Origin of the sequence: Hypericibacter sp. (genome assembly GCF_050729195.1) — a bacterium.
In the GTDB taxonomy this organism is placed as follows: domain Bacteria; phylum Pseudomonadota; class Alphaproteobacteria; order Dongiales; family Dongiaceae; genus Hypericibacter.
The window spans coordinates 1-25923 of the sequence record NZ_JBOHKS010000242.1; the positions used below are offsets into that span (position 1 = coordinate 1).

General features: G+C 67.0%; 22 protein-coding genes. 15 read left to right on the top strand and 7 right to left on the bottom strand.

All coding sequences use genetic code 11. The features are described from left to right. The coding region (locus tag ACREE8_RS19120) for a hypothetical protein (RefSeq protein ID WP_431574600.1) at positions 1-243 on the top strand (243 nt) is incomplete at its 5' end. Positions 244-697: 454 nt separating this feature from the next. Here the strand turns inward: ACREE8_RS19120 and ACREE8_RS19125 are convergent. Both ACREE8_RS19125 and ACREE8_RS19130 read right to left on the bottom strand, forming a co-directional pair. Beyond that, positions 698-1561, bottom strand: coding sequence for a branched-chain amino acid aminotransferase (locus tag ACREE8_RS19125; RefSeq protein ID WP_431574601.1), 864 nt, complete (start codon positions 1559-1561; stop codon positions 698-700). 292 nt (positions 1562-1853) lie between these two features. Continuing rightward, positions 1854-2429 (bottom strand): S24 family peptidase, encoded by a 576-nt coding sequence (locus ACREE8_RS19130; protein ID WP_431574602.1) that lies wholly within the window; start codon positions 2427-2429, stop codon positions 1854-1856. A 292-nt stretch (positions 2430-2721) separates the two neighbouring features. On the opposite strand from ACREE8_RS19130, the gene ACREE8_RS19135 reads away from it, so the two are divergent. The 5 genes from ACREE8_RS19135 to ACREE8_RS19155 all read left to right on the top strand — a co-directional run bounded on the left by ACREE8_RS19135 (position 2722) and on the right by ACREE8_RS19155 (position 7551). Then, positions 2722-3783, top strand: coding sequence for a quinone-dependent dihydroorotate dehydrogenase (locus ACREE8_RS19135; RefSeq protein WP_431574603.1), 1062 nt, complete (start codon positions 2722-2724; stop codon positions 3781-3783). Positions 3784-3893: 110 nt separating this feature from the next. Beyond that, positions 3894-5138, top strand: coding sequence for an EAL domain-containing protein (locus ACREE8_RS19140; protein WP_431574604.1), 1245 nt, complete (start codon positions 3894-3896; stop codon positions 5136-5138). 99 nt (positions 5139-5237) lie between these two features. Continuing rightward, a complete protein-coding gene (locus ACREE8_RS19145; RefSeq protein ID WP_431574605.1) occupies positions 5238-6131 on the top strand; it encodes a TIGR01459 family HAD-type hydrolase in 894 nt (297 codons plus the stop codon). A gap of 209 nt (positions 6132-6340) precedes the next feature. Further along, positions 6341-6823 (top strand): hypothetical protein, encoded by a 483-nt coding sequence (locus tag ACREE8_RS19150; protein WP_431574606.1) that lies wholly within the window; start codon positions 6341-6343, stop codon positions 6821-6823. Between the two features lie 170 nt (positions 6824-6993). Further along, positions 6994-7551, top strand: coding sequence for a response regulator (locus ACREE8_RS19155; protein ID WP_431574607.1), 558 nt, complete (start codon positions 6994-6996; stop codon positions 7549-7551). Between the two features lie 3 nt (positions 7552-7554). Here the strand turns inward: ACREE8_RS19155 and ACREE8_RS19160 are convergent, their stop codons facing one another. Further along, positions 7555-8766, bottom strand: a complete 1212-nt coding sequence (locus ACREE8_RS19160) for an aminotransferase class V-fold PLP-dependent enzyme (protein ID WP_431574608.1) — start codon at positions 8764-8766, stop codon at positions 7555-7557. A 177-nt stretch (positions 8767-8943) separates the two neighbouring features. On the opposite strand from ACREE8_RS19160, the gene scpA reads away from it, so the two are divergent. From scpA to ACREE8_RS19200, 8 genes are all read left to right on the top strand, one after another. After that, positions 8944-11094: a methylmalonyl-CoA mutase gene (scpA, locus tag ACREE8_RS19165; RefSeq protein ID WP_431574609.1), complete on the top strand. Its 2151-nt coding sequence runs from the start codon at positions 8944-8946 to the stop codon at positions 11092-11094. A gap of 28 nt (positions 11095-11122) precedes the next feature. Continuing rightward, on the top strand, positions 11123-14569 hold the full coding sequence (locus ACREE8_RS19170; protein ID WP_431574610.1) for a hypothetical protein: 3447 nt from the start codon (positions 11123-11125) through the stop codon (positions 14567-14569). Between the two features lie 166 nt (positions 14570-14735). Next, positions 14736-15281 (top strand): toxin-activating lysine-acyltransferase, encoded by a 546-nt coding sequence (locus ACREE8_RS19175; protein WP_431574611.1) that lies wholly within the window; start codon positions 14736-14738, stop codon positions 15279-15281. A 91-nt stretch (positions 15282-15372) separates the two neighbouring features. Further along, a complete protein-coding gene (locus ACREE8_RS19180) occupies positions 15373-17268 on the top strand; it encodes an ABCB family ABC transporter ATP-binding protein/permease (protein ID WP_431574612.1) in 1896 nt (631 codons plus the stop codon). Beyond that, complete coding sequence (gene meaB, locus ACREE8_RS19185; protein WP_431574613.1) at positions 17258-18247, top strand: methylmalonyl Co-A mutase-associated GTPase MeaB; 990 nt, start codon at positions 17258-17260, stop codon at positions 18245-18247. Before ACREE8_RS19180 ends, meaB begins: the two co-directional genes overlap by 11 nt. Positions 18248-18262: 15 nt before the next feature. Next, positions 18263-19207, top strand: coding sequence for a DMT family transporter (locus ACREE8_RS19190; RefSeq protein WP_431574614.1), 945 nt, complete (start codon positions 18263-18265; stop codon positions 19205-19207). Between the two features lie 95 nt (positions 19208-19302). Then, entirely contained in the window at positions 19303-19602 is a 300-nt protein-coding gene (gene rpmB, locus ACREE8_RS19195; RefSeq protein WP_431574615.1) for a 50S ribosomal protein L28, read from the top strand. A gap of 439 nt (positions 19603-20041) precedes the next feature. Then, positions 20042-20872, top strand: a complete 831-nt coding sequence (locus ACREE8_RS19200) for a phosphoadenylyl-sulfate reductase (RefSeq protein WP_431574616.1) — start codon at positions 20042-20044, stop codon at positions 20870-20872. A 36-nt stretch (positions 20873-20908) separates the two neighbouring features. Here ACREE8_RS19200 and ACREE8_RS19205 read toward each other — a convergent pair whose 3' ends face one another. The 4 genes from ACREE8_RS19205 to ACREE8_RS19220 all read right to left on the bottom strand — a co-directional run bounded on the left by ACREE8_RS19205 (position 20909) and on the right by ACREE8_RS19220 (position 25465). Further along, the gene (locus tag ACREE8_RS19205) at positions 20909-21919 is read right to left on the bottom strand and encodes an esterase-like activity of phytase family protein (protein WP_431574617.1); all 1011 of its coding nucleotides are present in this window, start codon (positions 21917-21919) and stop codon (positions 20909-20911) included. A gap of 35 nt (positions 21920-21954) precedes the next feature. Next, complete coding sequence (cobT, locus tag ACREE8_RS19210) at positions 21955-23823, bottom strand: cobaltochelatase subunit CobT (protein WP_431574618.1); 1869 nt, start codon at positions 23821-23823, stop codon at positions 21955-21957. An 18-nt stretch (positions 23824-23841) separates the two neighbouring features. Beyond that, positions 23842-24837 (bottom strand): cobaltochelatase subunit CobS, encoded by a 996-nt coding sequence (cobS, locus tag ACREE8_RS19215; RefSeq protein WP_431574619.1) that lies wholly within the window; start codon positions 24835-24837, stop codon positions 23842-23844. Positions 24838-24949: 112 nt separating this feature from the next. Beyond that, positions 24950-25465: a J domain-containing protein gene (locus tag ACREE8_RS19220; RefSeq protein WP_431574620.1), complete on the bottom strand. Its 516-nt coding sequence runs from the start codon at positions 25463-25465 to the stop codon at positions 24950-24952. Between the two features lie 107 nt (positions 25466-25572). On the opposite strand from ACREE8_RS19220, the gene ACREE8_RS19225 reads away from it, so the two are divergent. Beyond that, on the top strand, positions 25573-25854 hold the full coding sequence (locus ACREE8_RS19225; protein WP_431574621.1) for a BolA family protein: 282 nt from the start codon (positions 25573-25575) through the stop codon (positions 25852-25854). Positions 25855-25923 lie beyond the last annotated feature (69 nt).

Below are 25923 nucleotides of genomic sequence, written 5' to 3' on the forward strand. Positions count from 1 at the left end.
CAATCAGGACAGCGGCCCCGACGCTCCTACATAGACATTGTCTGGCCAGAAATCAGTCGCTTTCTCGAGATCTGGCGCACCGAAAAGACATCCAACTATTGGGCGGCGGGAACGGCCATGCAGAAGAAGATTTTGGCGGCGGATTTGGAGCCACCGCAATGGCCTCCAAAACCGTCACCGCTGCAAAATCCCCCGACATCATCCAAAAAAGGCAGCGATTTGGATGACGACATTCCCTTTTGAGGAAATAAAAAAGGCCAGCCGACAACTAGATCGACTGGCCTTCCGACGGAAATGCTGCATCGGTAACAGCGCTTTCGATGTGGCGCCCCACCTCTGCGACAGTCCCAGCCTAAGCACTTGGATTGAATCAGAACATCTGGGGTCGAGCAACTCAAATAGCGCCTAACTCGTGCCTATGGAGATACCCATGGCCAATACCCCTGAGGCGGATCTTCCGCCTCCGAAGCCAGGGAAGCGCTGGATTTGTCGGCCCTATATTACGGTTAAGGGCCGTCGTATCTACGCTTCTCACTATGGTAGGCGGGCATTTTGCTTCCAGGTCGATTCCTAAGCAGTCCGCTTCGGTGCATGGCGTAAGTCCTACGTTCAGCACCTAACCAGCGAAGGCGATGCGGGACCGGATATCCGGTTCCGCGTCGCCTCGCAAGTTTGTGAGCGGAGACGACCCGCCCTCTCACTTCCCGTGCGCGAAATCCCAATAGAGGCGGCGCGCGAGCTGGAACACGGGGCCGGGCTGCAGAGGACGGCCTTCGATGTTGGTGACGGGGATGACCTTGCCGTAATTGCCGGTCGAGAACACCTCGTCCGCGTCCTTCACCTCCTGATAGGTGAGGGTGCGTTCGAAGACCTCGACGCCCGCCTGGCGCAGCAGCTTGATCACGCGCGCGCGGGTGATGCCGGCGAGGAAGGTGCCGTTGGCGATCGGCGTGTGCGCGGCGCCATCCTTCGCGATCCAGAGATTCGAGCTCGAGAACTCCGCGACATGGCCCATGGGATCGAGCATCACGCCCTCGTCGAAGCCCTTCGACTTCGCATCGGCGCTGGCGCGCCCGGCCTGCGCATAGAGCGCCACGGCCTTGGCGTTGGTGGGCGCCGTCTCGGGGCTCGGCCGGCGCCATTTCGACAGGCAGGCCGAGAAGCCCTTGGGATCGGGCAGCGGCGCCTCGACCACCGAGATCGCGATGCGCGTGGTGGCGGGATCGGGCGCCATGAAGCCGTCTTCCGACCACATGAAGGGCCGCAGATAGAGCGGCGAGCCCTTGGGGAACTTGGCGATGCCCTCGCGCAGGAGCTCCTCGATCTGGCCGGCGGGCATCGGCGAGACCAGGCCCAGCGCCGTGGCCGAGCGGATCGCGCGCTGGCAATGAAGATCGAGATCGGGCGTTACGCCCTCGAAGGCGCGCGCGCCGTCGAAGATCGCGGCCCCCATCCAGATCGCGTGCGACCAGGCGCCCATGATGAGCGGATTGCCCGTGACCCATTTGCCATCGAGGAAATGCTGCGCATTGATGGCGGGGGCATGTTTGTCGCTGCTCATGGTCCGGTTCTCGCGAGGTTGCTGTCGGTTTGCGTACCGGTTCCGAGCATAGCCGTTCCCCGATGACACCGAAACTCGCTCGCCGCCGATGGCGCCGCATGGCGCGCATGCGCGAAGCTCGCGCCAATGTCACCGCGACATTTGGCGAAGCCAGCAAGTCCGGGCCCCTTGGGCCGTCGCGGCGATTGCGGGCGTTCAGGAATCCAGTCCGGAGTGAAAAGGGCGGCCTCTCGTCGAAACCGAGAGGCCGCCCCTTTTCGCTATCGAAGCGTCGCGACGATCGAGCGACGGCTTACTGGCTGACCCAGATGATCCGCGCCATCCAGCGCAGTTCGTCGGGGGCATAGGCGCGATCCTCGCGCGCCGAGTTGAGCGAGCGCAGCTCGATGCGCTTGGCGCTGCGGCGGACCAGCTCGCGCACCAGCACGTCGCCCTTGCGGCTCTTGATCACGACGCGGTCGCTCTTCCGGATCGGCACCGCCGGCGAGACGATCAGGAGATCGCCCGAGCGGTAGGTCGGCTCGAGGCCGCTGCCGGAGATCTTGAGCACATAGGCGCCGGTCTCGGAGACGGTCGGCAGCTCGAACTCGTCCCAGCCGCGTCCCGTGGGGAAGCCGGTCTCGTCGAACAGGCCGGCCTTGCTGGCTTCGCTATAAGTGAGCATCGGCAAGGTCCGCCGGTCGGCATTGCCGCCGGAGGGCCCGATCAGGCTCACGAAACCATTGAGGGATTCGCCGGTCGCTTCGAGGATTCGAGCGAGGCTGTCGGTATTGGGCCAACGCAGCTTGCCTTCGGGGCTCTTGCGCTTGCTCTTGTTGAACGTGGTGGCATCAAGCCCGGCGGCGCGTGCCAGACCGGAGGGGCTCATTCCGTGTTTTCCGGCCAGACGGTCAATCGCTCGCCACACATCCGCGTGTCGCAACATTATCTCTCCTTCGCTGACAACAAGCGCGAATCAAATCCTTTCGAGCACGGGCCCCCACGTCCGTGCTTTCCGTTCATTGCTTCGACGCATCTAATGCTGCGTCTTTAATCCCGGCATCGCCCATGCGTCAACCTCGTTGCTGCCGCACCAGTCAAATTGGCACACCCCCTATGCGGATAATTCGTGGCTTGACCGATTCTGTAAACCTATCAGATGGTTAAAGGGGGTCAAAAGCATGACCAATAGTTCATCAGTGATCATGGCCGGCTTGCGAAAACTGGCGCCGGAAACCGCGCATCGCCTGACGATTCGGGCGTTGGCGGTGGGCCTGGGTCCGCGCGACCGCAGTCCTGAGGATCCCATCCTGGAGAGTTCCGTCTGGGGACGGCGCTTCCCCAATCCGGTGGGCATCGCCGCCGGCTTCGACAAGAACGCGGAAGCCTACCGGGCGGTGCTGCGGCTGGGCTTCGGCTTCGCCGAGATCGGCAGCGTCACGCCACGCCCGCAGGCGGGCAATCCCAAGCCCCGGCTCTTTCGCCTGACCGAGGACCGGGCGGTGATCAACCGGATGGGTTTCAACAATGACGGCATCGAGGCGGTGGCGCGCCGCTTGTCGAATCGTGGGGTGCTGCCGGGCCCGCTCGGCGTCAATCTCGGCAAGAACAAGGACAGCGCCGACGCGGCCGCCGACTATGTGCGGGGCGTGCAGGCGCTGGCGCGCCATGCCGACTATCTCGTGGTCAATGTCTCCTCGCCCAACACGCCGGGACTGCGCACCCTCCAGGGCCGCGAACCCTTGGCGGCGCTGATCGAGGCGGTGAAGGGCGCACGCGCGGAGGCCTGTCCCACGGTCCCGCCGCCGCTCCTGGTCAAGATCGCGCCCGACCTGCAGCCCGAGGACAAGGCGGACATCGCGGCCGTGGCGCTGGCGTCGGGTATCGACGGGCTCATCGTCTCCAACACCACGCTCGCCCGTCCCGCCAGCCTGCGCGGCGCCGACCGCGGCGAAGCCGGCGGGCTTTCGGGCGCGCCCTTGTTCCAGCCCTCGACCGAGCTCCTCGCCGAGATGTACCGGCTGACGCAGGGCCGCCTGCCGCTGATCGGCGTGGGCGGGATCGCCAGTGGTGCTGACGCCTATGCCAAGATCCGGGCCGGTGCCTCGCTGGTGCAGCTTTACAGCGCGCTGGTGTTTGAAGGTCCGGGGCTGGTCAGGCGGATCAAGCGGGAACTGGCGCAAAACCTGCGCCGCGACGGGTTTTCGAGCCTGTCCCAGGCGGTGGGCGCCGGTCGGCGCTAAACCTTCCAGCAGGGGCCGCCGCTTAAGTCCGCGTTAAGTATAAATCAAGCAGTTCGCGGCCATCTTGGCGGCTCCTTTGGGGCACCATCAGCCGAGACAACCCGTCCGCGATGTCCTTGATTCGCCACCTCTCCTTTTTCCTGCTCTATGCCGCCGCCGCGGTGGCGGCCGCCTATGCGCTGCCGCAAAGCGCGCCCGAGCTGCTGCTGAGCCCCGGGCTGCTGTGGGGCGCGGTCGTGCTGCTGGTGGGGCTCATGCTGCATCAGATGCTGGCGACCCGTTCGGCGCTGCGCCTGGCCGAGGCCGATCGCACCGAGGTGGCGCGCGCGCTGCGCGACCAGAGCCGCGAGCTGCTGCGCCTGCGCGACGAGGCCGATGCCATCCGCGAATCGATGCGCGACCGCCAACAGGACAACGGCGTCTCGACCGTCGTGGCCGAAGTGAAACTGCTCCAGACGCTGATCGAGCGGCTCTATTCCTCGCGTGGCGGAGCCGCGGGCGAGGGGCTCGCGGAGCCGCCCGCGCTCGACGGCGCGGCCAGCACCAATGCCAGCGCCATGGGCGTCAGCGCGCCGGCGCCCCGCGCGCCGGCACCGGTGCGCCGCGATTTCGACGAGCGCAAGATCCTGGCTTCGGTCGAGAACGCGCTGCGCGACAACCGCGTCGAGCTCTGGGTCCAGCCGGTGGTGAGCCTGCCGCAGCGCAAGCGCCGCTTCTTCGAATGCTACACCCGCATCCCCGCAGGTGACGGCGCCATGGTGCTGCCCGAGCAATATGTCGGCGTCGCCGAGCGCAGCGGCATGATCACGGCGATCGACAATATCCTGCTGTTCCGCTGCATCCAGATCGTGCGCAAGCTCTATGACCGGAACATGAGCGCGGGCTTCTTCTGCAACATCTCGCCGCGCTCGCTGCAGGACCGGGAGTTCTTCAAGCAGTTCATCGCCCTTCTGGCCGAGCACAGCGCGATCGCCTCCTCGATCGTGTTCGAGTTCCCGCAGGCCGCGATCGAGCGCCACGATCCCGAGCTCGAGCGCGATCTCGAGAAGCTGGCGGCGCTGGGCTTCCGCTTCTCGGTCGATCAGGTGACCGATTTCGAGTTCGATGCGATCGAGCTGGCGCGCCGCAACTTCCGCTACGTCAAGGTCGATGCCAACCGCCTGATCCCCCCGCCTCTGGGCGTGGCCGAGCAGGATCCCGAGATGGTCAAGCGCAAGCTCGATGTGGCCGGCATCGATCTCATCGTCGAGAAGGTCGAGACCGATGCCATGCTGGTGGAGCTGCTCGATATCGGCATCGATTATGGCCAGGGCTATCTCTTCGGCGAGCCGCGGCTCTCGCGCCTCGATTTCTGAGCCGAGGCACGCCCTCGACGGCGCTTGCCTCCCACGGCCCTCTCGGGGCATCTAGGGCGCGCCCATGAAGCCCTCCTCCCCGATCCACGATCCGCGCTCATGACTCACCCCGACCTTCCGCCCTTGCTGGACGGCCTCGCCGCGGTGGCCGACCGCTATGACGGCTATCTGGTCGATCTCTGGGGCGTGATGCATAACGGCGTGGCGCCCTATCCGGCGGCGGTCGACTGCCTCGCCGAGCTGAAGCGGCGCGGCAAGCACGTGCTGCTGCTTTCCAACGCCCCGCGCCGGTCCGAGGAAGCCACGCGGCGCCTCGTCGCCATGGGCATCGAGCGTTCGTTGTTCGACGAGCTGGTCACCTCGGGCGAAGCCACCTGGCAGGATCTGAAATCCTTCGACGCGCCCTTCTATCGGGGCCTGGGTCGGCACTGCCTGCCGATCTTGGCGCCGACCGACAGCGGCATGCTCGAAGGGCTCGATCTGACCATCGCGTCGCAGGTGGAGGAGGCCGATTTCATCCTGGCGATCGGCATCGAGCGCTCCGGCGACAGGCTGGAGAAATTCGAGCCGCTGCTGCAGGCGGCGGCCGCGCGCTCATTGCCGATGATCTGCGCCAATCCCGATCTCGAAGTCATGCGGGGCGACGTGCGGGAGATCTGCGCGGGCGCGCTCGCGCTGCGCTATGAGGAGATGGGCGGGCGCGTGCGCTATCACGGCAAGCCGCATGAAGGCGTCTATCGGCGCTGCTTCGAACTGCTGGACGGCATCCCACGCCAGCGCATCCTCGGTATCGGCGATTCCCTGCGCACCGACATCGCCGGCGCGGATGCGGCCGGCATCGACAGTCTCCTCATCCTCGGCGGCATTCTGGAAGAGCATCTGGGCGGCCCCGATTCGGTCGCCGCCAGCGCCACCGACCCGCAGCAGATGGGGCGGCATCTCGCCACGGCGGTCGCGCATCCCGACCTGCTGATGGTCCGGTTTTGTTGCTGAATCGTCCAACGAGCGCATGGCTGATGGCCGGCGGCTGCATCCCGACTTAGCCCTTTCTTCACTGCAAGCTTTTTACCATCGCCGGTCCGGACCCCCGTCAAGCGGGGGCAGGGGAGTCTTGTGTCCGAGAGAGGCCGTTCCGTTTGTCTGCCGTCACGTCACCGCAGGGATCCGCGTCGGGCGAATCACCCGACGGCGTTCAGACCGGCATGGCCGATCCGCAAGGGCGGCTGCGCGGGCGGCTGACGGACACGCCGATCCATCCCAAATCGCTGCTCGCCACCGACTATCTCAACCACTTCAACGAGCCCGCGATGCTGCTCGATATCCTGGCGGATTGCCCGGAGAGCATCGAGGATCTCGCCGCCTGGAAGCCGCTGAGCTATGCGGATCATTTTCGCGCCAGCGGCCTCTCCTATTCCGAGCTCGCGATCGAGGCCTATCGCCTGGCGCCGGTGCCGTTCCGCGTCGGCTTCGAGCTGGTGGTGGCGGAAATGAATGCGCTGATCACGGGCGCGATCCGGCGGGCGGCGGAAGCAATCGAGACGAACGATGCTGCCGCCTTCGAGAAGATCAAGGATGACGCCCAGCGGCTGCAGGCGCTCGTCGCCGAGGCGGGCGGCATCGTGCAGGGCGAGCCGTCGCGAAGGGTCGATCAGAACGCCATCGACGCCCTGATGAGTCAAAATTAGATCGTTGAAATAGCTGGATTTTTAGCCTCGCTGCGAGATTTCCTCGCTGCGGTTAACCGGCGATTCATGACGCTATTCCTAGGCTGGCGGCCTTGAATGGCAGTCGCGTCCATGCCTGCGAGGACGCCCGGGAATGTCTCCCGGGGAAGAACTCGAGCCCGGTACCGACCATGAGTCCATCGATCCAACCCGCGCCCCGGCGCATCTTGAGCGCGCTCAAGGTCCTGATCGTCGACGACAGCCCGCATATGCTGGCGATCCTGAAGCGCGTCCTCACCGACATGAACATCCGCGACCTGATCACGGCCAAGGACAACGAGTCCGGCTTGGCGCTGTTGCGCAAGATCCATCCCGACTTCGCCTTCGTCGACTGGACGGTGAAGCCCGAGGGCGGCAGTCACTTCGTGCGCGCGGTGCGGACGCTCGAGGATGCCGAGCTCGCGCGCACGCCGCTGATCATGATGGCGGCGCAGGCCAACGTCATGCGCGTGAAGGATGCGCGCGATGCCGGCATCAACGCCTTTCTCGCCAAGCCCGCCTCGGTTCAGGCGATCATGAGCCGCGTGCTCTGGGTCCTGAGCGATGCGCGACCCTTCATCGAGAGCGAGCGCTATGTCGGCCCCGACCGTCGCATGAGGTCGCAGGAGCATGAGGGCAACGAGCGCCGCCAGGCGCCGCTGGTACCGCCGCCAACCAAGGCGCGCGCCAGCCGCTACGCGACGCGCTGAGGCTCAAGCCCCGCGCAAGGCCAGCAGCGCCTCCGCCAGCCGGCGATAATCCGCCATCTCGTTATAGATCTGCGCCGAGACCCGCACCCACAGGCTGCCGCCGAAGGGGATGATCGGCACTTCGATCCCATGCTCGCGCCAGAGGCGGTCGTTGAGGGCGAGCGCCGCCGGGCGGTCGAGCCCCTCGAAGCCCGCAAGCCGCACCGTCGCCATGGCGCCGCGCAGCCTCGCCGACTGGCCCTCCTCGCCACCCAGGCGCTGCGACAGCAGGCTCGCCGCTTCGTTCACCAGCGCATGGTTATGGGCGCGGATGGCACTACCGCCGAGGCGGCGATAGAAGGCGAGCGCCGCACTGGTCGCGAGCCAGGCGGAAGGATCGCGCGTGCCGACCCAATCGAACTCGGTGACGAAGCCCTGATCCAGCCCATGCGAGATGGTGGTCGGATGGAGCCCCGCCTGGCAGTCGCGCCGGGCCCAGAGGAAGGCCGTGCCTTTTGGCGCGAACAGCCATTTATGGGCATTGCCGGTGACGTAGTCGGCGCCGAGGCCCGGCAGGTCGAACTCGATCTGGCCCGGCGCATGGGCGGCGTCGACCAGGATCCGGGCGCCGACGGCGCGCGCCTTGGCGGCAAGCGCGGCCACCGGCAGCACGAGGGCCGTGGGCGAGGTGACGAGATCGATCACCAGCAGCTTGGTGCGCGCATTGATATGGCCGGCGAGGCTGTCGATCACCGTCCGCGAATCGGCGAGCGGATAGGGCAGCGGCGCTTCGACCAGCTTCGCGCCGAAGCGTTCGGCCAGATGGCGCATGGTGTTGCGCACGGCGCCATAGACATGGGTCGTGGTCAGGAGCTCGTCGCCCGCCGAGAAGCTCAGCGAGCGCAGCACCGCATTGATGCCTTGCGTGGCGTTCTCGACGAACACCAGGTCGGTCGGCTCGGCGCCGAGGAAATGCGCGAGCCCGGCGGCATTGGCGCGCAAGGCTTCGGGCAAGGTGCGCTGCATGAAGCGGGTCGGTCCGCGCTCGAGCTCCAGGCGCCAGCGCTGCTGATCCGCCAGCACCTCATGCGGCGTCGCGCCGTAGCCGCCATGGTTGAGATAGGCGATGGCGGGATCGAGCGGCCAGAGCGGCAGCAGCGACTTCCCATAATCCGGCCGGTTGGCCGCAGGCGAGGGGCTCGGGGTCGCGGAGGCGGAAGCCGGCTGGGCTTGCATGAGAGGGGGTTCGCCATTGAGAGAGGGGGCCTGGAGGCCGCCCGCGACTATGGCGAGGCGGGTCGGGGCTGGCAATGACGGCCGGCCAAGATCGGTGATGCCGCGAAAACCCCTTCGCATGGACGCGGCGAAGCCCCCTCCGCTATACTGGGGAAATTGCGTCGCGAGGGTGTGGAATTGCCTGATTTTCCAAAGAAAACTCTTTCGGACTGGGCGGCCCTGGCGGCCAAGGAACTGGGCGGCGCAACGCCCGAAAGCCTGAGCTGGAACACGCCCGAAGGTCTCGCGGTCAAGCCGCTTTACACGGCGGCCGATCTCGAAGGACTGGCGGAAATTTCCACCCTGCCGGGCTTCCCGCCTTATCTGCGGGGGCCCCGCGCCACCATGTATGCCAACCGGCCCTGGACCGTCCGGCAATATTCGGGCTTCTCCACGGCCGAGGATTCCAACCGCTTCTATCGCGAGAATCTGGCGGCGGGGCAGATGGGCCTGTCGGTCGCGTTCGATCTCGCGACCCATCGCGGCTACGACTCGGATCATCCGCGCGTGGTGGGCGATGTCGGCAAGGCCGGCGTCGCGATCGATTCGGTCGAGGACATGAAGATCCTGTTCGACGGGATCCCGCTCGACAAGATGAGCGTCTCGATGACCATGAACGGCGCGGTGCTGCCGGTGCTGGCGGGCTACATCGTCGCCGCCGAGGAGCAGGGCGTGCCAGCGGAGAAGCTCTCCGGCACGATCCAGAACGACATCCTCAAGGAGTTCATGGTCCGCAATACCTATATCTATCCGCCCGGACCCTCGATGCGGATCGTGGCCGACATCATCGCCTATACCGCGCAGCATATGCCCAAGTTCAACTCGATCTCGATCTCGGGCTATCACATGCATGAGGCTGGCGCGACGGCGGTGCAGGAGCTGGCCTTCACCTTGGCCGACGGCGTCGATTATGCGCGGGCCGCCCTGTCGCGCGGCCTCAAGATCGACGAGTTCGCGCCGCGCCTCTCCTTCTTCTTCGCCATCGGCATGAATTTCTTCATGGAGGTGGCGAAGCTCCGCGCCGCGCGCCTGCTCTGGGCGCGGCTGATGCAGCAGTTCGAGCCGAAGAACCCCGCCTCGCTGGCGCTCAGGACCCATTGCCAGACCTCGGGCGTCAGCCTCACCGAGCAGGATCCCTATAACAATGTGATCCGGACCACGGTCGAGGCGATGGCGGCGGTGCTGGGCGGCACGCAGTCGCTCCACACCAATTCCTTCGACGAGGCGCTGGGCCTGCCGACACCTTTCTCGGCCGGCATCGCGCGCAACACCCAGCTCATCCTCCAGGAGGAAAGCGGCATCACCCATGTGGTCGATCCCCTGGGCGGCAGCTATTACCTGGAGCGCCTGACGGCGAGCCTGGGGGCCGAAGCGATGAAGCTGATCGACGAGGTCGAGCAGCTGGGCGGGATGACCAAGGCGGTCGAGACCGGCATGCCGAAGCTGCGCATCGAGGAGGCGGCCGCACGCCGGCAGGCCGGCGTCGATCGCGGCGAGGAGGTCATCGTCGGCGTCAATAAATACCGCGCCAGCGAGCCTTCGCAGGTGGATGTGCTCGATATCGACAACAGCAAGGTGCGCGATCAGCAGATCGCGCGGCTGGAGCGGATCCGCGCCACGCGCGACAAGGCCGAGGTGGCGGCGACGCTGGCCGCCCTCACCGAGGCGGCGCGGTCGGGCGAAGGCAATCTGCTGGCGCTGGCGGTCGACGCTTCGCGCGCCCGGGCCACGGTCGGCGAGATCTCCGACGCGCTGGAGAAGGTCTTCACCCGCCACCGCGCGGCGACCCGCTCCATCAGCGGCGTCTATGGCGCCGCCTATGCCGGCGACGAGCGCTTCCTCCAGATTCAGCGCGACGTCAAATCCTTCATCGATGCGACCGGCCGGCGCCCGCGCCTCCTGGTGGTGAAGCTGGGACAGGACGGGCATGACCGCGGCGCCAAGGTGATCGCCACCGCCTTCGCCGATATGGGCTTCGATGTCGATATCGGCCCCCTGTTCCAGACGCCGGAAGAGGCGGCGCGCCAGGCGATCGAGAACGACGTGCATGTCGTCGGCATCTCTTCGCAGGCCGCGGGCCACAAGACGCTGGTGCCGCAACTGATCGAGGCGCTGCGCAAGGCGGGAGCGGGCGACATTCTCGTGGTCGCCGGCGGCGTGATCCCGCCGCAGGATTACGAATTCCTGAAGAAGGCAGGCGTGGCCGCCATCTACGGCCCCGGCACCAACATTCCCTTGGCGGCGGCCGAAATGATCGACATGATTCGCCGCCGCCGCAAAGCGGCTTAGCCTTGCACGTCCGAGTCGGGGGGACGGAATGACGGCGAAGGGGGGACGGTGGCTGGGGGCGATGGTCGGCCTCGTGCTGACGATTGTCTGGCTGGCCTTGGTGGCGGTCTATGTCGAGCGCGACATCGGCTGGGACAATGTGCGCGCGATGCTGCCCCATGAGCTGGGCGCGGCCGTCGCCGGTGTCTTCATGCCTCTCGTCTTCCTCTGGCTCTTGATCCTCTATTGGGCACGCGGGCGCGATTTGGCGGACGCTGCGACGGCGATCAATCGCCAGCTTGATCTCCTGACCTTTCCGTCCGAGACGGCGGCAGAGCGGGCCGAAAGCGCCGGTGCGGCCCTGAAGCGCCAGGCCGAGGCGTTGCGCTCGGCCTCCGATCAAAGCTCCGAGCTCCTGGGCGGTTTCGCCATGCGTTTCCAGAGCGAGGCGGCGGCGCTGGCCGAGGTGGTGCAGGAGGCGCGCGCCCAGACCGACAAGCTGCGCGAAGGGTTGGCGACCGAGATCGCCTCGGCCCGCGAGGTCGCGACCAAGCTCGACACCGAGCGGCTGCATTGGAGCGAGATCGTGCGCCGCCATGGCGACAGCGTGACCTCGGCCGCGGGTGCCGCGACCGAGCAGATCGCGCGCGAGATGGAGCGGCGCACCGACGAGATCGACGCGGCCGTGACCCGCGCCCTCGAGCAGGGCACCTCGATGGCGGCCGAGATCAAGATGCAGGAAGAGCAGTTGGGCCAGGCGGTCGATTCCGCGATCGACCGGTTCGGCCAGGCGATGGCGCGGCTCGCGCGCGAGCTGGCGGCTGCGGGCGACCGCACCGCCCAGCGCGGCGGCGAGCTGGTGACGACGCTGCAGCAGCAGATGGAGACGCTGGGCCGCACCGCCGACGATGCGACCATGAATCTCAAGACCGACATCGCGGCGTCGACGGAATATCTCACCAACAGCCTGACGCGGCTCTCCGACGATATCGAGGCGCGGCTGACCGCAGCCGACAAGCAGACGCTGCAAATCGCCGCGGCGGTCCGCGCCGCGGGGGCGGCCGGCGCCGATTTCGAGCGGGTTCTGGCGGAACGCGCGGCCGCTCTCACGCAGACCGGTCTGACGGCGCGCGACGAAGCCGCATCCGCCGGCCAGGCGCTGAGCCGCCTGGCGGAGGAAACCTCGGTGGCGATGCGCCGCCCCTTGGATCAGACGCTCGATCACATCCGCAACGTGGCGAGCGACAGCGCCGCGACCCTGCAGCAGACCGGCCAGATGGCGCGCGACCAAGCGGCTTCCGCCGGCCAGGCGCTGAGCCGCCTGGCGGAGGAAACCTCGGCGGCGATGCGCCTCCCCCTGGATCAAGCGCTGGATCATATCCGCAACGTGGCGAGCGAAAGTGCCGCCACGCTGCAGCAGACCGGCCAGGCCGCGCGCGACGAGGCCACGTCCGCCGGCCAGGCCCTCGGCCGTCTGGCGCAGGAAACCTCGGTCGCGATGCGCCAGCCCCTGGATCAGGCGCTGGATCATATCCGCAATGTGGCGAGCGAAAGTGCCGCCACGCTGCAGCAGACCGGCCAGGCCGCGCGCGACGAAGCCTCGTCGGCAGGTCAGGCGCTGGGCCGGCTCGCCGACGATACGGCCGCCGCGATGCGCCGGCCCTTCGACCAGGCGCTCGATCATCTGCGCGCCATCGCGACCGAAAGTGCGGCCAACGCGAAGGCGCTGTCGGCGGATCTCACGCGCCAGGCCGAGGCGGTGCAGGCGCAATCGACCGCGGCACAAAACGAGGCGGCCGCGCTGGGCGCCTCGCTGGCACGCCAGATGGAAGATGTCGCGGCCGCGACCACGGCGCTGCGCAACCAGGGCGAAGCCGCGTCGACCTCGTTGCGCGGCGAGCTCGAGGCGGCGCTGGCGCAGTTCCGGCGCGCGGGCGGCGAGCTGCTGGCCGATCTCGCGGTCGGCGCCCAGGGCGAAGGCGAGGCGATGCGCCGGCGTCTGGCGGCGGCTTCCGCCGAGTTTGCAAACGAAGCGCAACGCCTGCTGGAATCGGTCGGCAGCGAGACCGACCGCATCGGGCTCCATTGGCGCGACAGCGCCGAGGATGCGCAGAAGCTGCGCCGCGCGCTGGCGGAGCAGGCGGCGGGCGTCGAGCAGATCTCGGCCGAGGCCGGGGAGCGGATGGAAGGTGTGCTGCGCCAGGCCGAGGCCAAGCTACTCGACTACAAGCGCAGCGCCGAGGTCATGCTGGAGAAGATCGACAGCATGATCATGGCCGGCCGCGACCAGGCCGACCGGATCGGCGCCACGGCGTCGGACGGGGCGGGCAAGATCGAGAATGCCGGGCGGCTCTTCTCGGATCAGGCCTCGCGACTGGCGGCGGTGGCGGCCGGCGCTTTCGCGGCCCAACAGCAGGCCCGCGACGCGATCGGCCGATTGTCGGATGCGCTGGGCGAGACCACGGGCGTCAGCGCCGAGCGCGTCGGCGAGCTGCAGCGTATCGTCGGCACCCTCAAGGGCGATCTGGTCAATGCCGCCGAGGAAGCGTCGCGCAACTCGCGCTCGATCGCCGAGACCTTCCAGGGCGACACCGAGCGGCTGGTCGGCATGGCGCGGCGCGCGGCGATGCAGGTGGCCGCCGTGCGCGGCGTGGTCAAGGATCAGCTGACCGAGCTGGGACAGCTCTCGACCCAGGTGGGCCAGCTCGTCGATATGATCCGCGACAGCCTGCGCGGCCAGTCGGAGAGTTTCTCCTCGGTCGCCGCGGCGGCGCGCGCCGATTCGGCGGCGATCAAGGGCGAGCTCGAAAGCCAGATCCAGGTCCTGACCCAGCTCGGCGACCAGGTGGCCGAGCGGCTCGACAAGATGGGCGGCTCGCTCGACGGCCGGACCGAGAAGCTGATCGATGCCACGGACTATGTGGTGCGCCGCTCGAACGAGATCGGCGCCACCTTCGGCGAGCGCGCGCAGTTCCTGACCGAGACGGTCGATCGCATCGGCAACCAGGTGGGCGAGCTGGCGCAACGCTTCGACCAGCAGACCCAGCAGCTGACGCGCTCGACCAGCGCCGCCGAGACCCAGGTGCAGAACCTGAAGCGCATGCAGGAGAATGTGACGCGCGATCTGTTCCTGCGCGCCGCGGCCGTGATGGTCGAGGAGCTGAACACGCTGGCGATGGATATCAGCAAGCTGCTCGAGACCGACGTGCCGGCCGATGTGTGGAAGGACTACCACAAGGGCGACCGCTCGGTGTTCGCGCGGCGCCTGTTCCGCGCCAAGGACAGCTATCTGGTGCCGGCCATCGACCAGCGCTACAAGGACGACGATCGCTTCCGGGACATGGTCGAGCGCTATATGGGGCGGTTCGAAGAACTGCTGGCCCAGGCTCAGGAGGCCGACCCGGAAAGCGTGCTTAACGCCGCTTTCATCACGGCCGATGTAGGCAAGCTCTATCTCGTTTTGTCGCGCTCGATCGGGCGCTCCGCGCCGCACTGAGCGGCGGTCCTCGCCAAGCAGGTTCGAGAAGGACATGGCCATGGAGCCTCCCAAGCCCAAACGCCCGCAAGCCGGCCCCCAAGCCCAGCCCCAGCAGCGCCCTGCCGGCGCCCGCCCGGGCCCGCGTCCGGCCGGCCCCGGCCAAGCCACCCCGGGCGGCGCGCGGATGCAGATTCCCGATGTCCAGGGCACGGCCTTCCTGGGCGCCGATCCGGCGCCTGTGCCGGCTGCCGAGGGCAGCGAGCCCCTGACCAGCCGCAAGCTCGACAACCGGGTGATGGCGCTGGGCCTCGCGACCGAGCTGCTCCACACGCGTCCGCCCTTCAGCAATTTCAAGTTCGGCAAGCTGACCGGCGTCATCCGCGGCCAGATCAAGCGCGGCCATTATCTCTTCACCTTTCGCGGCAAACAGCCGGTCGGCTATATCGGCTGGGCCGAATGCGACCAGAAGGTGGCCGAGGCCTGGATGGAGCGCAGCTACATCCCCACCTACCAGGAATGCAACGGCGGCGATTCCTGCGTGCTCATCACCTTCGTCTCGCCGGGGACGACCGTGACCCTGCATCTGATCCGCGAGGCGCGCCGGCTCTATCCGAACCGGCCGATCTATTTCATGCGCGAATATGACCAGGGCAAGAAGCGCAAGGCCACGGTGCTCAACCGCTTCTTCGAGCGCGCGGCGCGGCGCGGCGGCGGCCAGGCGACGGAGTGAGTCGCAGGGAACTTGATATCCGTGCTAGGGATGCCGGACCCGGCGCGCCAAGCGGCCGGGCGCTCCTTTCCTGAAGCTTGAAGATTCCGCGATGGTTCCTCCTGCCGCCCCCCAACCTGCTGCCGCGTCCAGTCCGCGCGGCCAATGGGCGGCGCTGAGATCGCTCCTGCCGCATCTCTGGCCCCGGGGCGAGACGGAGCTCAAGGCCCGCGTGGTCCTGGCCTCGACCTGCCTGATCCTGGCCAAGGTCACCAATCTCTATGTGCCGATCCTGTTCAAGCGCATGGTCGATGCGCTGGGCATGACCGGCACGGCGCTGGTATTGCCACTGGGGCTGCTGGCGGCTTATGGCCTGGCGCGCGTCCTGGCGCAGCTCTTCGCCGAGCTGCGCGACGCGATCTTCGCCAAGGTGGCGCAGCGCGCGATCCGGCGCGTGGCGTTGCAGACCTTCCGCCATCTTCATCAGCTCTCGCTGCGCTTCCATCTCGACCGCCAGACCGGCGGCCTCTCGCGCGCGATCGAGCGCGGCGCCAAGGGCATCGAGTTCCTGCTGTTCTTCGTGCTCTTCAACGTGTTCCCGACGCTGGTGGAGATCGGCCTCGTCTGCGTCGTGCTCTGGCATTTCTACGATGTCTGGTTCGCGCTGCTGACCGCGGTCACGATCGGCGGCTATATCTGGTACACCTTCTTCGTCACCGAATGGCGGATCAAATACCGCCGGCGCATGAACGAGAGCGACAGCGAAGCCAACACCAAGGCGATCGACAGCCTGCTCAATTACGAGACCGTCAAATATTTCGGCAATGAGGAGCATGAGGCGCGCCGTTACGACATCGCGCTTCAAGGTTACGAGAAGGCTGCGATCAAGACCCGCGTCAGCCTCTCCTATCTCAATATCGGCCAGGCCGGCATCATCGCGATCGGCGTCAGCCTGATGATGGGCATGGCGGCCAGCGGGGTCGTCGCCGGCAAGATGACGGTCGGCGATTTCGTGCTGGTGAACGCCTATCTGATCCAGCTCTATCTGCCGCTCAACATCCTCGGCACCGTCTATCGCGAGCTGCGCCAGTCGCTGATCGACATGGAGCAGATGTTCAAGCTGCTCGGCCTCACGGTGGAGGTGCCGGACCGGCCGGGCGCGCCGCCGCTCGTTGTCGAACGCGGTGAGCTTGTCTTTGACCATGTCGATTTCGGCTATGACCCGCGCCGCCCGATCCTGAAGGATGTGTCGTTCCGGATCGCGCCCGGTCATACCGTGGCGGTGGTGGGGCCGAGCGGCGCCGGCAAGTCGACGCTCTCGCGCCTGCTGTTCCGCTTCTATGACGTCGACGGCGGCCGCATCCTGATCGACGGCCAGGATATCCGCGAGGTGCAGCAGGTCTCCCTGCGCGCGGCGCTCGGCATCGTTCCGCAGGACACGGTGCTGTTCAACGACACCGTCTATTACAACATCGCCTATGGTCGCCCCTCCGCCTCGCGCGAGGAAGTCGAGGCGTCGGCCCGCCTCGCGCGGATCCATGACTTCGTGGTGAGCTTGCCCGACGGCTACGAGACCAAGGTCGGCGAGCGGGGCCTGAAACTCTCGGGCGGCGAGAAGCAGCGCGTGGCGATCGCGCGCACGATCCTCAAGGGACCGGCGATCCTGCTGTTCGACGAGGCGACCTCGGCGCTGGATACCGGCACCGAGAAGGAAATCCAGAAGAGCCTGGCCGAGGTCTCGGTCAACCGCACCACGCTCGTGATCGCGCACCGCCTCTCGACGGTGGTTCATGCCGACGAGATTCTGGTGCTGCAGGAGGGCCGCATCGTCGAGCGCGGGCGGCACGAGGCGCTGCTGGCGCATGCCGGCATCTACGCGACCATGTGGGCGCGCCAGCAGGCCCAGGCGCGCAAGCCCGCCAATGCCGAAGAGCCCGACAGCGCGACAGTCGTGCCTCTCAAGGAAGCGGAGCCGGCGCTCCCGACACGAGGCCATCATGGGCGGTGATTCGGACCGCTCGCTGATGGAATTGGCGGCCGGCGTCGAGGCCCGCGACCGCCGTGCGCTCGCCCGTGCCATCACGCTGGTGGAGTCCAATCGTCCCGCCGACCGCTCGGCCGCCGACCGGCTGATCGAGAAGCTGCTGCCGGCAACGGGCCATGCCTTGCGGCTCGGCATCTCGGGCCCGCCCGGCGTTGGCAAATCCACCTTCATCGAGGCCTTCGGGCTGCATCTGGTCGAGGCCGGCCATCGCCTCGCGGTGCTGGCGATCGATCCCTCCTCGCGTGTCAGCGGCGGCTCGATCCTCGGCGACAAGACCCGCATGGCGGAGCTGTCGCGCCATGGATCGGCCTTCATCCGGCCCTCGCCCGCGGGCGGGACCCTCGGCGGCGTGGCGCGGCGCACGCGCGAGGCGATGCTGGTCTGCGAGGCGGCGGGCTTCGACATCGTGATGATCGAGACCGTCGGCGTCGGCCAGTCCGAGACCGCGGTCGCCGACATGGTCGATCTCTTCCTGCTGCTGGTGCAGCCGGGCGGCGGCGACGATCTCCAGGGCATCAAGCGCGGCATCGTCGAGCTTGCCGATCTGGTGGTGGTGACGAAATCGGACGGGGCGCTCGAGCCGATCGCCGGTCGCACCGGCGCCGACTATCAGGCGGCGCTGCGGCTGCTGCGGCCGGCAGCCGATGGCGCCGTGCAGGTGCAAGAGGTCTCTGCCGTCACCGGCAAGAACATCGCCGCGCTGTGGCAGGCGGTCGAGACGGCGGCGAAGATGGCCGAGGCCAACGGGACGCGCGCCTCACGCCGCGCCGCGCAGGCCAAGACTTGGCTCTGGAGCGAGCTTTCCGAAAGTCTCCTGGCTGCGCTCAAGGCCCATCCCGAAGTGGCGGGGCGGCTGCCCGAGCTCGAGACCCAGGTCGCCTGCGGCCGCGTCAGTCCGCCGGCCGCGGCCCAGGCTCTGTTGGCGGCCTTTCGCAAAACCTAGATCGCGGCCCGATCCATGAAATCATCCGATGCCGCGACGGTGCCGGCAGTGCCGGCTGTCAGCCATGCGACCTTCGGCGCCGCCTTGTCGCTCCTGGCCGTCGTCGCCGGCGTGGCGATGGATGTGCTGGCGAAGACGGCGGCGATCACGGCCGCGCCCTCGCAGATCGCGCTGCTGCGCTGGAGCTATTGTCTCCTGCTGCTGGTGCCTTTGCTGATCGTGACGCGCGTGAAGCCGGGCTCGCCCTGGCGGCGCATCCATCTCTGGCGTGCGCTTCTCAATATCGCGGCGACCTTCTGCCTCTATGTCGGGCTCGCCACCCTGCCACTCTCGGTCGTGGCGGCGGTGTTCTATGTCGAGCCGCTCGCGGCCATGATTCTCGCCTCCTATTTCCTGCGCGAGCATCTGGGCTGGTGGCGCTGGCTGGGTGTGGCGATCGCACTGGTCGGGATCCTGATGATGACCGGCATGGGCGACCTCAGGCTCGACCCGATGATCCTGGTGCCGATGGCGGGCGCCATCGCCTGGGGCAGCATGCAGGTGATCACCCGCGCGGCCGGCCGCAGCGACAATGTGCTGGCCCTGATGTTCTGGCTCGCCATCGCCACCACGATCGGCATGGCGCCGGTCGCGGCCCTGCAATGGGCGCCGCTGACGGCCCGGGACCATCTGCTGATGCTGGGGGTCGCGGGTCTGGGTACGCTCTACAGCCTCCTGGCGCTCCAGACCCTGAAGCTTGCGCCGGTGCGGGTGCTGGCGACCATCAGCTTCCTCTCCTTGCCGGTGGCCTTCCTCGCGGGTTACCTCTTCTTCGGCGAGCATCTGACCTGGCTGGCCGGGTTCGGCGGGGCGGGGGTGCTGGGCGGGGTGGCGCTGGCGCTCCGGCCCGGCCGGAAAGCGCCCGCCCCGGCCCGAGAGCCCCTGGCCCCCCGCGACGACCTGCCCCGACGCCAGGGTTGACGACAGGGGTGGCGCTGCCGTAAAACACGCCCCTCGCCGCCGGGCTCGGGCTTCGCGCCAAGGCGGCAAATTAATGTTAAAATAAGGACTTAGCCATGGCGCGCCGCTGCCCCCTGACCGGTAAAGGCATCCAGTCGGGTCACAATGTGAGCCACGCGAACAACAAGACCAAGCGTCGGTTCATGCCGAACCTGCAGCAGGCCTCGCTCCAGAGCGATGCGCTGGGTGGCGTGGTCCATATCCGCCTCAGCGTCAATGCGCTCCGCACGGTCGAGCATAATGGTGGCATCGACGCCTATCTGCTCGGCGTCAGCAATACGGGCCTGTCGGACGATGCGCGCCGGCTGAAGAAGCGGATCACGAAGGCGCTCGCCAAGCAGCAGGCCGCCGCTTAAGGCCCCTCAGTTTCGACCCGGAAGGGTCGTCGACGTCCCTCTCTGAAGACAGCGACAATGCCGCCCGGGTCCAACCGGGCGGCATTCGCGTTCTGGGCCTTCTGATCAGCGGTGGTGGGAGTTCACTGCCATCAGCCCCCCGCAGCCCGCAGAGTGCCGCCGGGACGGCCTGCCGGTCTGGTCCGGGCGCGCCAGGGGCTTCCGTGCCCTCTCATCGGTCAGGGCCATGCCAGGGGCTGCCCAATCTCTGAGCACCCGTAAACCCTTCCATAAGATAAAGTGAAGTTTAATCAGCTGGTTATAGTTCCTTAGGGTAATTAAACATATAATAAATGTGTTATATAAATAATCACGATAGGAGAGGGTAATTCATTTGACCTTGGCCCCGGCGATCACAGCTAATGGGATGGGCCCCTGGGGTCTCAGGAGTTGAATGCCGATGGATGTGATGTTTGCCGATTGCGCGGGACGCAGCTTCGTCGAGCCGGTCATTGCCGAACGGCCGAAAGCCGACGCGGTGATGGAGAGCCTGGCGGGGCTCGAAGGCGTCGCCGACGCGGCCAAGCCGAAACGCTCGCCGCTCGCAGCCTATGCGGCCGATCTCGATCTTCGGTTTCGCGGGATGACGGCGCAGAAGATTCTCGCGACCGCGATCCGCGATCTTTTCCCCGGCCGCCTCGCGGTGGTCTCCTCCTTCGGCGCCGAGGCCGCGATCGTGCTGCAGCTCGTGGCCGAGATCGATCCTTCCGTGCCGGTGATCTTCCTCGAGACCGGCAAGCATTTCGACGCGACCCTCATGTATCGCGACATCCTCAAGCAGCGTTTCGGCCTGACCGATCTGCGCTCGATCGAGCCCGATCCGGCCGAGCTCGCGGCCGAGGATCCCCATGGCGATCTCTGGTCGCGCGATCCCAACCGCTGCTGCGCGCTGCGCAAGGTGCGTCCGCTCGATCGCGCCTTGAAGGGCTTCGACGCCTGGATCACGGGCCGCAAGCGCTATCACGGCGGCGAGCGCAGCGCGCTTCCCTTCGCCGAAGCCTCGGCCGGCCAGATCAAGCTCAATCCGCTCGCGGGCTGGGATTCGGCGGATGTGCAGGCGGCCTTCAAGCGCTATCGCCTGCCGCAGCATCCGCTGTTCGACGAAGGCTATGCCTCGATCGGCTGCGAGCCCTGCACGCGCCCGATCCATGAAGGCGAGACCGCGCGCGACGGCCGCTGGGCCGGCACCGACAAGCGCGAATGCGGCATCCATCTGGATTATTCGATCTGAGCGACGGCGGCTGACGCCTCGCCGCGTTCCTCGGAACTAAGGCCCGGCCCAGTGGAACTGCATCAGCAGCGTGCGCTGGAGCGGGTTCTGATTGTCATCCGAGAGGATGAAGAGATAGAAGCCGCCCTGGGCGTCCGGCTCGATCGCGAGACATTCGAAATTGTCGACTGTCATCGGCAGGCGCCATTCCGCCAGCAGCGACGGCTGCAACCGCGCCCCCGGTTCCAATGACGCGGCCGCGATGAAGGAGATCCGCACCGCCGGTCCCTTGCTCTTGGTGAAATAGCGCTCGAGCAGCAGCAGATCGCCCGAGGGCAGTCGCGCCAGCGCCGTCGGGCGGAAGCCCTGGCTGTGCTGAATGGTGACCAGATCCCAGGTGCCGGGTTTCCCCAGCCAGCCGACGCCGTCGCCGGGCGCGTTCTCCTGGCCCTCCGCCAGCATCAGGATCCGCCCGTCGGCCAGCTCGGCCAGCGCCTCGATGCCGTTGTTCTCAGGCAGATTGACCAGGGTCGCCGGCCCGTCGATCGGCGATGCGGGCCCTTCCGGCAGCACCGCATCCGGGCCGGCACCGGGATAGCTCCAGAGCCGGTGATGGCGCTCGAAACCCACCACCCAGCGCCCGTCGGCCAGCTTCGTCATCGACTCGGCATCGGATTCGAATTTCCTGGTGAGGGCCGTGCCATCGAGATCGCGCAACGGCGCGGCCTCGGCACCCGGCACGCCCGTGAGCTTTCCTTGGGCGTCGCGCGTGAGGCGAAGACGCCACCACCAGCCGATATCGCTGACGCTGAGAAGGGCGCTGCCGTCGCGCGCCAGCATCATGTCGGAGAGACCGCCCCAGGGCGCCAAGGGCCGGGTCGCCAGCAAGGTCGGCGCCGGCATCAGCGCGAAGCCCGCGACATAATCGAGCGCGCCGACATGGGTCATATCGGGATGCACCGGATCGAGCGGCACGGCCTGCGCCTCGAGCGGCATCTCGTCGGCCGCGGCCGGACCCGCCGCCGCCAGAAGTCCGACGGCCAGCAGAACGGAATGGAAAAGGGACAAGAGAACGCTCCGCCGGAGCGAAGCGGGGGCCTGCCTCAATGGAGGACCTTGCGGCGGACGCGGCCACGCTGGATCTTCGGCTCGGCCTGCGATTCATCGAACAGCTCGGCCAGCTTCTCCATCATGGTGCCGCCCAGCTGCTCGGCATCGACGATCGTGACCGCGCGCCGGTAATAGCGCGTCACGTCATGGCCGATGCCGATCGCGACCAGCTCGACCGGCGAGCGCGTCTCGATCCAGTCGATCACCTCGCGCAAATGGCGCTCCAGGTAATTGCCCGGATTGACCGAGAGGGTGGAATCGTCCACCGGCGCGCCGTCGGAGATGACCATCAGGATGCGGCGTTGTTCGGGGCGCGCCAACAACCGTTCGTGGGCCCAGAGCAGCGCTTCGCCGTCGATATTCTCCTTGAGGATGCCCTCGCGCAGCATGAGGCCGAGGCTCTTGCGCGCGCGCCGCCAGGGGGCGTCGGCATTCTTGTAGACGATATGGCGCAAATCGTTGAGCCGGCCCGGATTGGCGGGCTTGCCGCCGGCGAGCCAGCGCTCGCGCGACTGGCCGCCCTTCCACATGCGCGTGGTGAAGCCCAGCACCTCGACCTTGACGCCGCAGCGCTCGAGCGTGCGCGCCAGGATGTCGGCGCTCATGGCGGCGACCGTGATCGGGCGGCCGCGCATCGAGCCCGAATTGTCGATCAGCAGGCTCACCACCGTGTCGCGGAACTCCATATCCTTCTCGCGCTTGAAGGAGAGCGGCAGGACGGGATCGACCACGACGCGGCTGAGGCGCGCGCTGTCGAGCAGGCCTTCCTCGATGTCGAACTCCCAGGAGCGCGACTGCTGCGCCATCAGGCGGCGCTGCAGCCGGTTGGCGAGCTTGCCCACGACCGCCTGGAGATGCTGGAGCTGCTGATCGAGGAGCTGGCGCAGGCGGCCGAGCTCGTCGGGATCGCAGAGGTCGGCCGCCTCGACGATCTCGTCATATTCGGTGCAATAGGATTTGTAGGTCGGCTCGTTGCTGCGGTTGGAGAGATCGGACTGCGGCGGCCGGCCGGGGCGGCCCGGCGATTCTTCCTCGGCATCCGCCATCTCGTCGGACGCGGTTTCGGTCTCCTGCGCGTCGGCATCGTCCTGGCCGCGGTCGCCGGCCTCGGTCTCCATGGCGGCCGCTTCGGATTTCTGCTGCTCGCCGCCTTCACCCTTGTTCTGGTCGGTATCGTCGTTCTGGTCGTCCTGCTCGCTCTCGTCGGAATCCTCCGGCTGCGCGTCCTCAGGGCCCATATCGACGTCGAGATCGGACAGCAGCTGGCGCGTCGCCCTCGCATAGGCGCGCTGGTCGTCCGCCGTTTCCGCCATCCGCGCGAGGTCGCCCAGCACCTTGTCGGCGAGGATCGGTTTCCACAATTCGACGATGCGCTTCGCGGCCTTGGGCACCGGCTGGCCGGTCATGGCCTCGCGGGCCAGAAGCCGCAGGACCTCGGAGAGCGGCGCCTGCTCGCGTTCGGTCACGCGCGCATAGCCGCGCTGCCGGCAATGTTCCTCGAGTGCCGCCGCCAGGTTCTCGCTGACGCCGGTCATGTGGCGCGAGCCGACCGCCTCGACCCGCGCCTGCTCGACCGCGTCGAAGATCTGGCGCCCCATTTCCGTCCGGGGCGCCTCGCGGCGATGGGTCTCGGCGTTGTGCAGGCGCAGCTTGAGGGCGATCGCGTCGGCCTCGCCGCGCACCTGTGCCACTTCGATCTTGGGCAGATCGCGGGCCGGCAGGGGAAGGCGCGCTTCGTTGCCGGCCAGCCCATGCTGGCCGGGCGCGAAGGTCACGTTGAGCTCGGTCTTGCGCGCGATCGCGCGCATCGCCGCCGCGGTGACGCGTCGGAAGCTTTCGACGGCGCTCTCGTTCTGGGCCATGGCCGCCCGGCTCGTCGCTTAGACGAGCTGGGTCTTGCCGGCCTGCTTCAGCTCGGTGCCGAAGCAGCGCTGGTAATACTCGGCCACCGTCGTGCGCTCGATCTCGTCGCACTTGTTGAGGAAGGTCACCTTGAAGCCGAACGCGATGTCGTTGAAGATCTTCGCGTTCTCCGCCCAGGTGATCACCGTGCGCGGCGACATGACGGTCGAGATATCGCCGGCGATGAAGCCGGAGCGCGTCAGGTCCGCCAGCGCCACCATGGCCGAGATCGTCTTGCGGCCCTCGTCGGTGTCGTAGGTCGGCGCCTTGGCGAGGACGATGTTCACCTCGTCGTCATGCGGCAGATAATTGAGCACGGTGACGATGTTCCAGCGGTCCATCTGACCCTGGTTGATCTGCTGCGTGCCGTGATAGAGGCCCGAGGTGTCGCCGAGGCCGATCGTGTTGGCGGTGGCGAACAGGCGGAAAGAGGGATGCGGACGCAGGACCTTGTTCTGGTCGAGCAGCGTCAGCTTGCCTTCGACCTCGAGCACGCGCTGGATCACGAACATCACGTCGGCGCGGCCGGCGTCGTATTCGTCGAACACCAGCGCGGTCGGGTTCTGCAGCGCCCACGGCAGGATGCCTTCGCGGAACTCGGTGATCTGCTTGCCGTCCTTCAACACGATGGCGTCCTTGCCGATCAGGTCGATACGGGAAATGTGGCTGTCGAGGTTGACGCGCAGGCAGGGCCAGTTGAGGCGCGCTGCGACCTGCTCGATGTGGGTCGACTTGCCGGTGCCGTGATAGCCCTGGACCATGACCCGTCGGTTGAACGCGAAACCGGCGAGGATCGCCATCGTCGTGTCATGGTCGAAGAGGTATGCATCGTCCACCGGAGGCACATGCTCGGTCGTCGCGCTGAACGCCGGTACTTCCATGTCGGTGTCGATGCCAAACAGCTGGCGGGCGGAAACCTTGATATCCGGCATGCCCGAAACGTTTTGATGGGCAGCGGTCGTCGTGGAGGCCATCACGTGTCCTACAATACAAAGCCCGCCAAATTGCGGGCTGACAAAACATAGTCGCAGGCCAAATTGTGTGCTGCAAGCGACCAATTGCCGTGGCTGCCCTGAGGAAGGCTAATCACTCCACCGGAAGGTGCTCGGAGGCTCGCAGGGTGGAATAGGCGACGTTGATTTCCTTGAGCTTTTCCTCGGCCTCCCGCGCGCCGCCATTGGCATCGGGATGGTGAATTTTGACAAGTTCCTTGTAACGAGATTTCACGTCTGCCCGGGTTGTCGGCCATGAAAGTTCAAGAACGCCCATGGCGTTCCGCTCGGCGGGAGTAAGTTGCTCGCTGCCATCCATCCGCGGCGGCGGTTTTTCGTTCAGGCCGGCTTCTTCGCTGAGGCCGAGAGGGTCATGAATTTGCGGGCCGCCGTTGCGCCGGCCGCCGAGCGGCCAGACCGGGCGGCGCCACGTGGTGTCGGCCCGGATGTGCCGCTCGATCTCGCCGGCGTCGAGGCCGGCGAAATAGTCCCACTTCTTGTTGTAGTCGCGCACATGGTCGAGGCAGAACCAGCGATACTGGTCGAGCCGGTCGCGCGCGAACGGCGCACGGTACTCGCCCTGCAGTCGACAGCCCGGCGATTCGCACACCCGCTGAAAAGCGTGGGCGCCGTCGGTTGCTGCAAGAGGTTGGGCTCGCCGTCGAGACATTCGGGTAATATGTGTTCAACGCATTTGGCGGGCAAGAGAGGCGAGCGATGGGCGCGGTGGCGAACGCAATTGACAACAGGCTGCGGACACGGTTCACGCCGTCTCGGCTCACCATCGAGGATGAATCGTCGAAGCATCGCGGCCATTCAGGGCACCGCGAAGGTGGAGAGTCGCACTTCCGGGTCGAGATCGTATCGACGGAATTCGAAGGCAAGAACAGGGTGGCCCGACAGCGCCTGGTCTACGAGACCTTGAAGGGCGAATTCGACGCCGGCCTCCACGCACTCGCGCTGACGACCCTGACGCCCGCGGAAGACCAGAAGTCATAGCCGGGACCGCGCGCGGTCCGGAAGAGAAGAAATGATTATGAATGCCACAGAGTGGCGCGGTCCCAGCGA

What these genes read in the sequence shown, in the direction of transcription:
- ACREE8_RS19175 (WP_431574611.1), top strand. Translation starts at nt 14,736, where the DNA reads ATGCAGATTCCCGATGTCCAGGGCACGGCCTTCCTGGGCGCCGATCCG.
- rpmB (WP_431574615.1), top strand. Translation starts at nt 19,303, where the DNA reads ATGGCGCGCCGCTGCCCCCTGACCGGTAAAGGCATCCAGTCGGGTCAC.
- ACREE8_RS19125 (WP_431574601.1), bottom strand. Translation starts at nt 1,561, where the DNA reads ATGAGCAGCGACAAACATGCCCCCGCCATCAATGCGCAGCATTTCCTC.
- meaB (WP_431574613.1), top strand. Translation starts at nt 17,258, where the DNA reads ATGGGCGGTGATTCGGACCGCTCGCTGATGGAATTGGCGGCCGGCGTC.
- ACREE8_RS19135 (WP_431574603.1), top strand. Translation starts at nt 2,722, where the DNA reads ATGACCAATAGTTCATCAGTGATCATGGCCGGCTTGCGAAAACTGGCG.
- ACREE8_RS19200 (WP_431574616.1), top strand. Translation starts at nt 20,042, where the DNA reads ATGGATGTGATGTTTGCCGATTGCGCGGGACGCAGCTTCGTCGAGCCG.
- ACREE8_RS19145 (WP_431574605.1), top strand. Translation starts at nt 5,238, where the DNA reads ATGACTCACCCCGACCTTCCGCCCTTGCTGGACGGCCTCGCCGCGGTG.
- ACREE8_RS19180 (WP_431574612.1), top strand. Translation starts at nt 15,373, where the DNA reads ATGGTTCCTCCTGCCGCCCCCCAACCTGCTGCCGCGTCCAGTCCGCGC.
- ACREE8_RS19130 (WP_431574602.1), bottom strand. Translation starts at nt 2,429, where the DNA reads ATGAGCCCCTCCGGTCTGGCACGCGCCGCCGGGCTTGATGCCACCACG.
- ACREE8_RS19190 (WP_431574614.1), top strand. Translation starts at nt 18,263, where the DNA reads ATGAAATCATCCGATGCCGCGACGGTGCCGGCAGTGCCGGCTGTCAGC.
- ACREE8_RS19170 (WP_431574610.1), top strand. Translation starts at nt 11,123, where the DNA reads ATGACGGCGAAGGGGGGACGGTGGCTGGGGGCGATGGTCGGCCTCGTG.
- cobS (WP_431574619.1), bottom strand. Translation starts at nt 24,837, where the DNA reads ATGGCCTCCACGACGACCGCTGCCCATCAAAACGTTTCGGGCATGCCG.
- ACREE8_RS19140 (WP_431574604.1), top strand. Translation starts at nt 3,894, where the DNA reads ATGTCCTTGATTCGCCACCTCTCCTTTTTCCTGCTCTATGCCGCCGCC.
- ACREE8_RS19225 (WP_431574621.1), top strand. Translation starts at nt 25,573, where the DNA reads ATGGGCGCGGTGGCGAACGCAATTGACAACAGGCTGCGGACACGGTTC.
- ACREE8_RS19160 (WP_431574608.1), bottom strand. Translation starts at nt 8,766, where the DNA reads ATGCAAGCCCAGCCGGCTTCCGCCTCCGCGACCCCGAGCCCCTCGCCT.
- cobT (WP_431574618.1), bottom strand. Translation starts at nt 23,823, where the DNA reads ATGGCCCAGAACGAGAGCGCCGTCGAAAGCTTCCGACGCGTCACCGCG.
- ACREE8_RS19150 (WP_431574606.1), top strand. Translation starts at nt 6,341, where the DNA reads ATGGCCGATCCGCAAGGGCGGCTGCGCGGGCGGCTGACGGACACGCCG.
- ACREE8_RS19155 (WP_431574607.1), top strand. Translation starts at nt 6,994, where the DNA reads ATGAGTCCATCGATCCAACCCGCGCCCCGGCGCATCTTGAGCGCGCTC.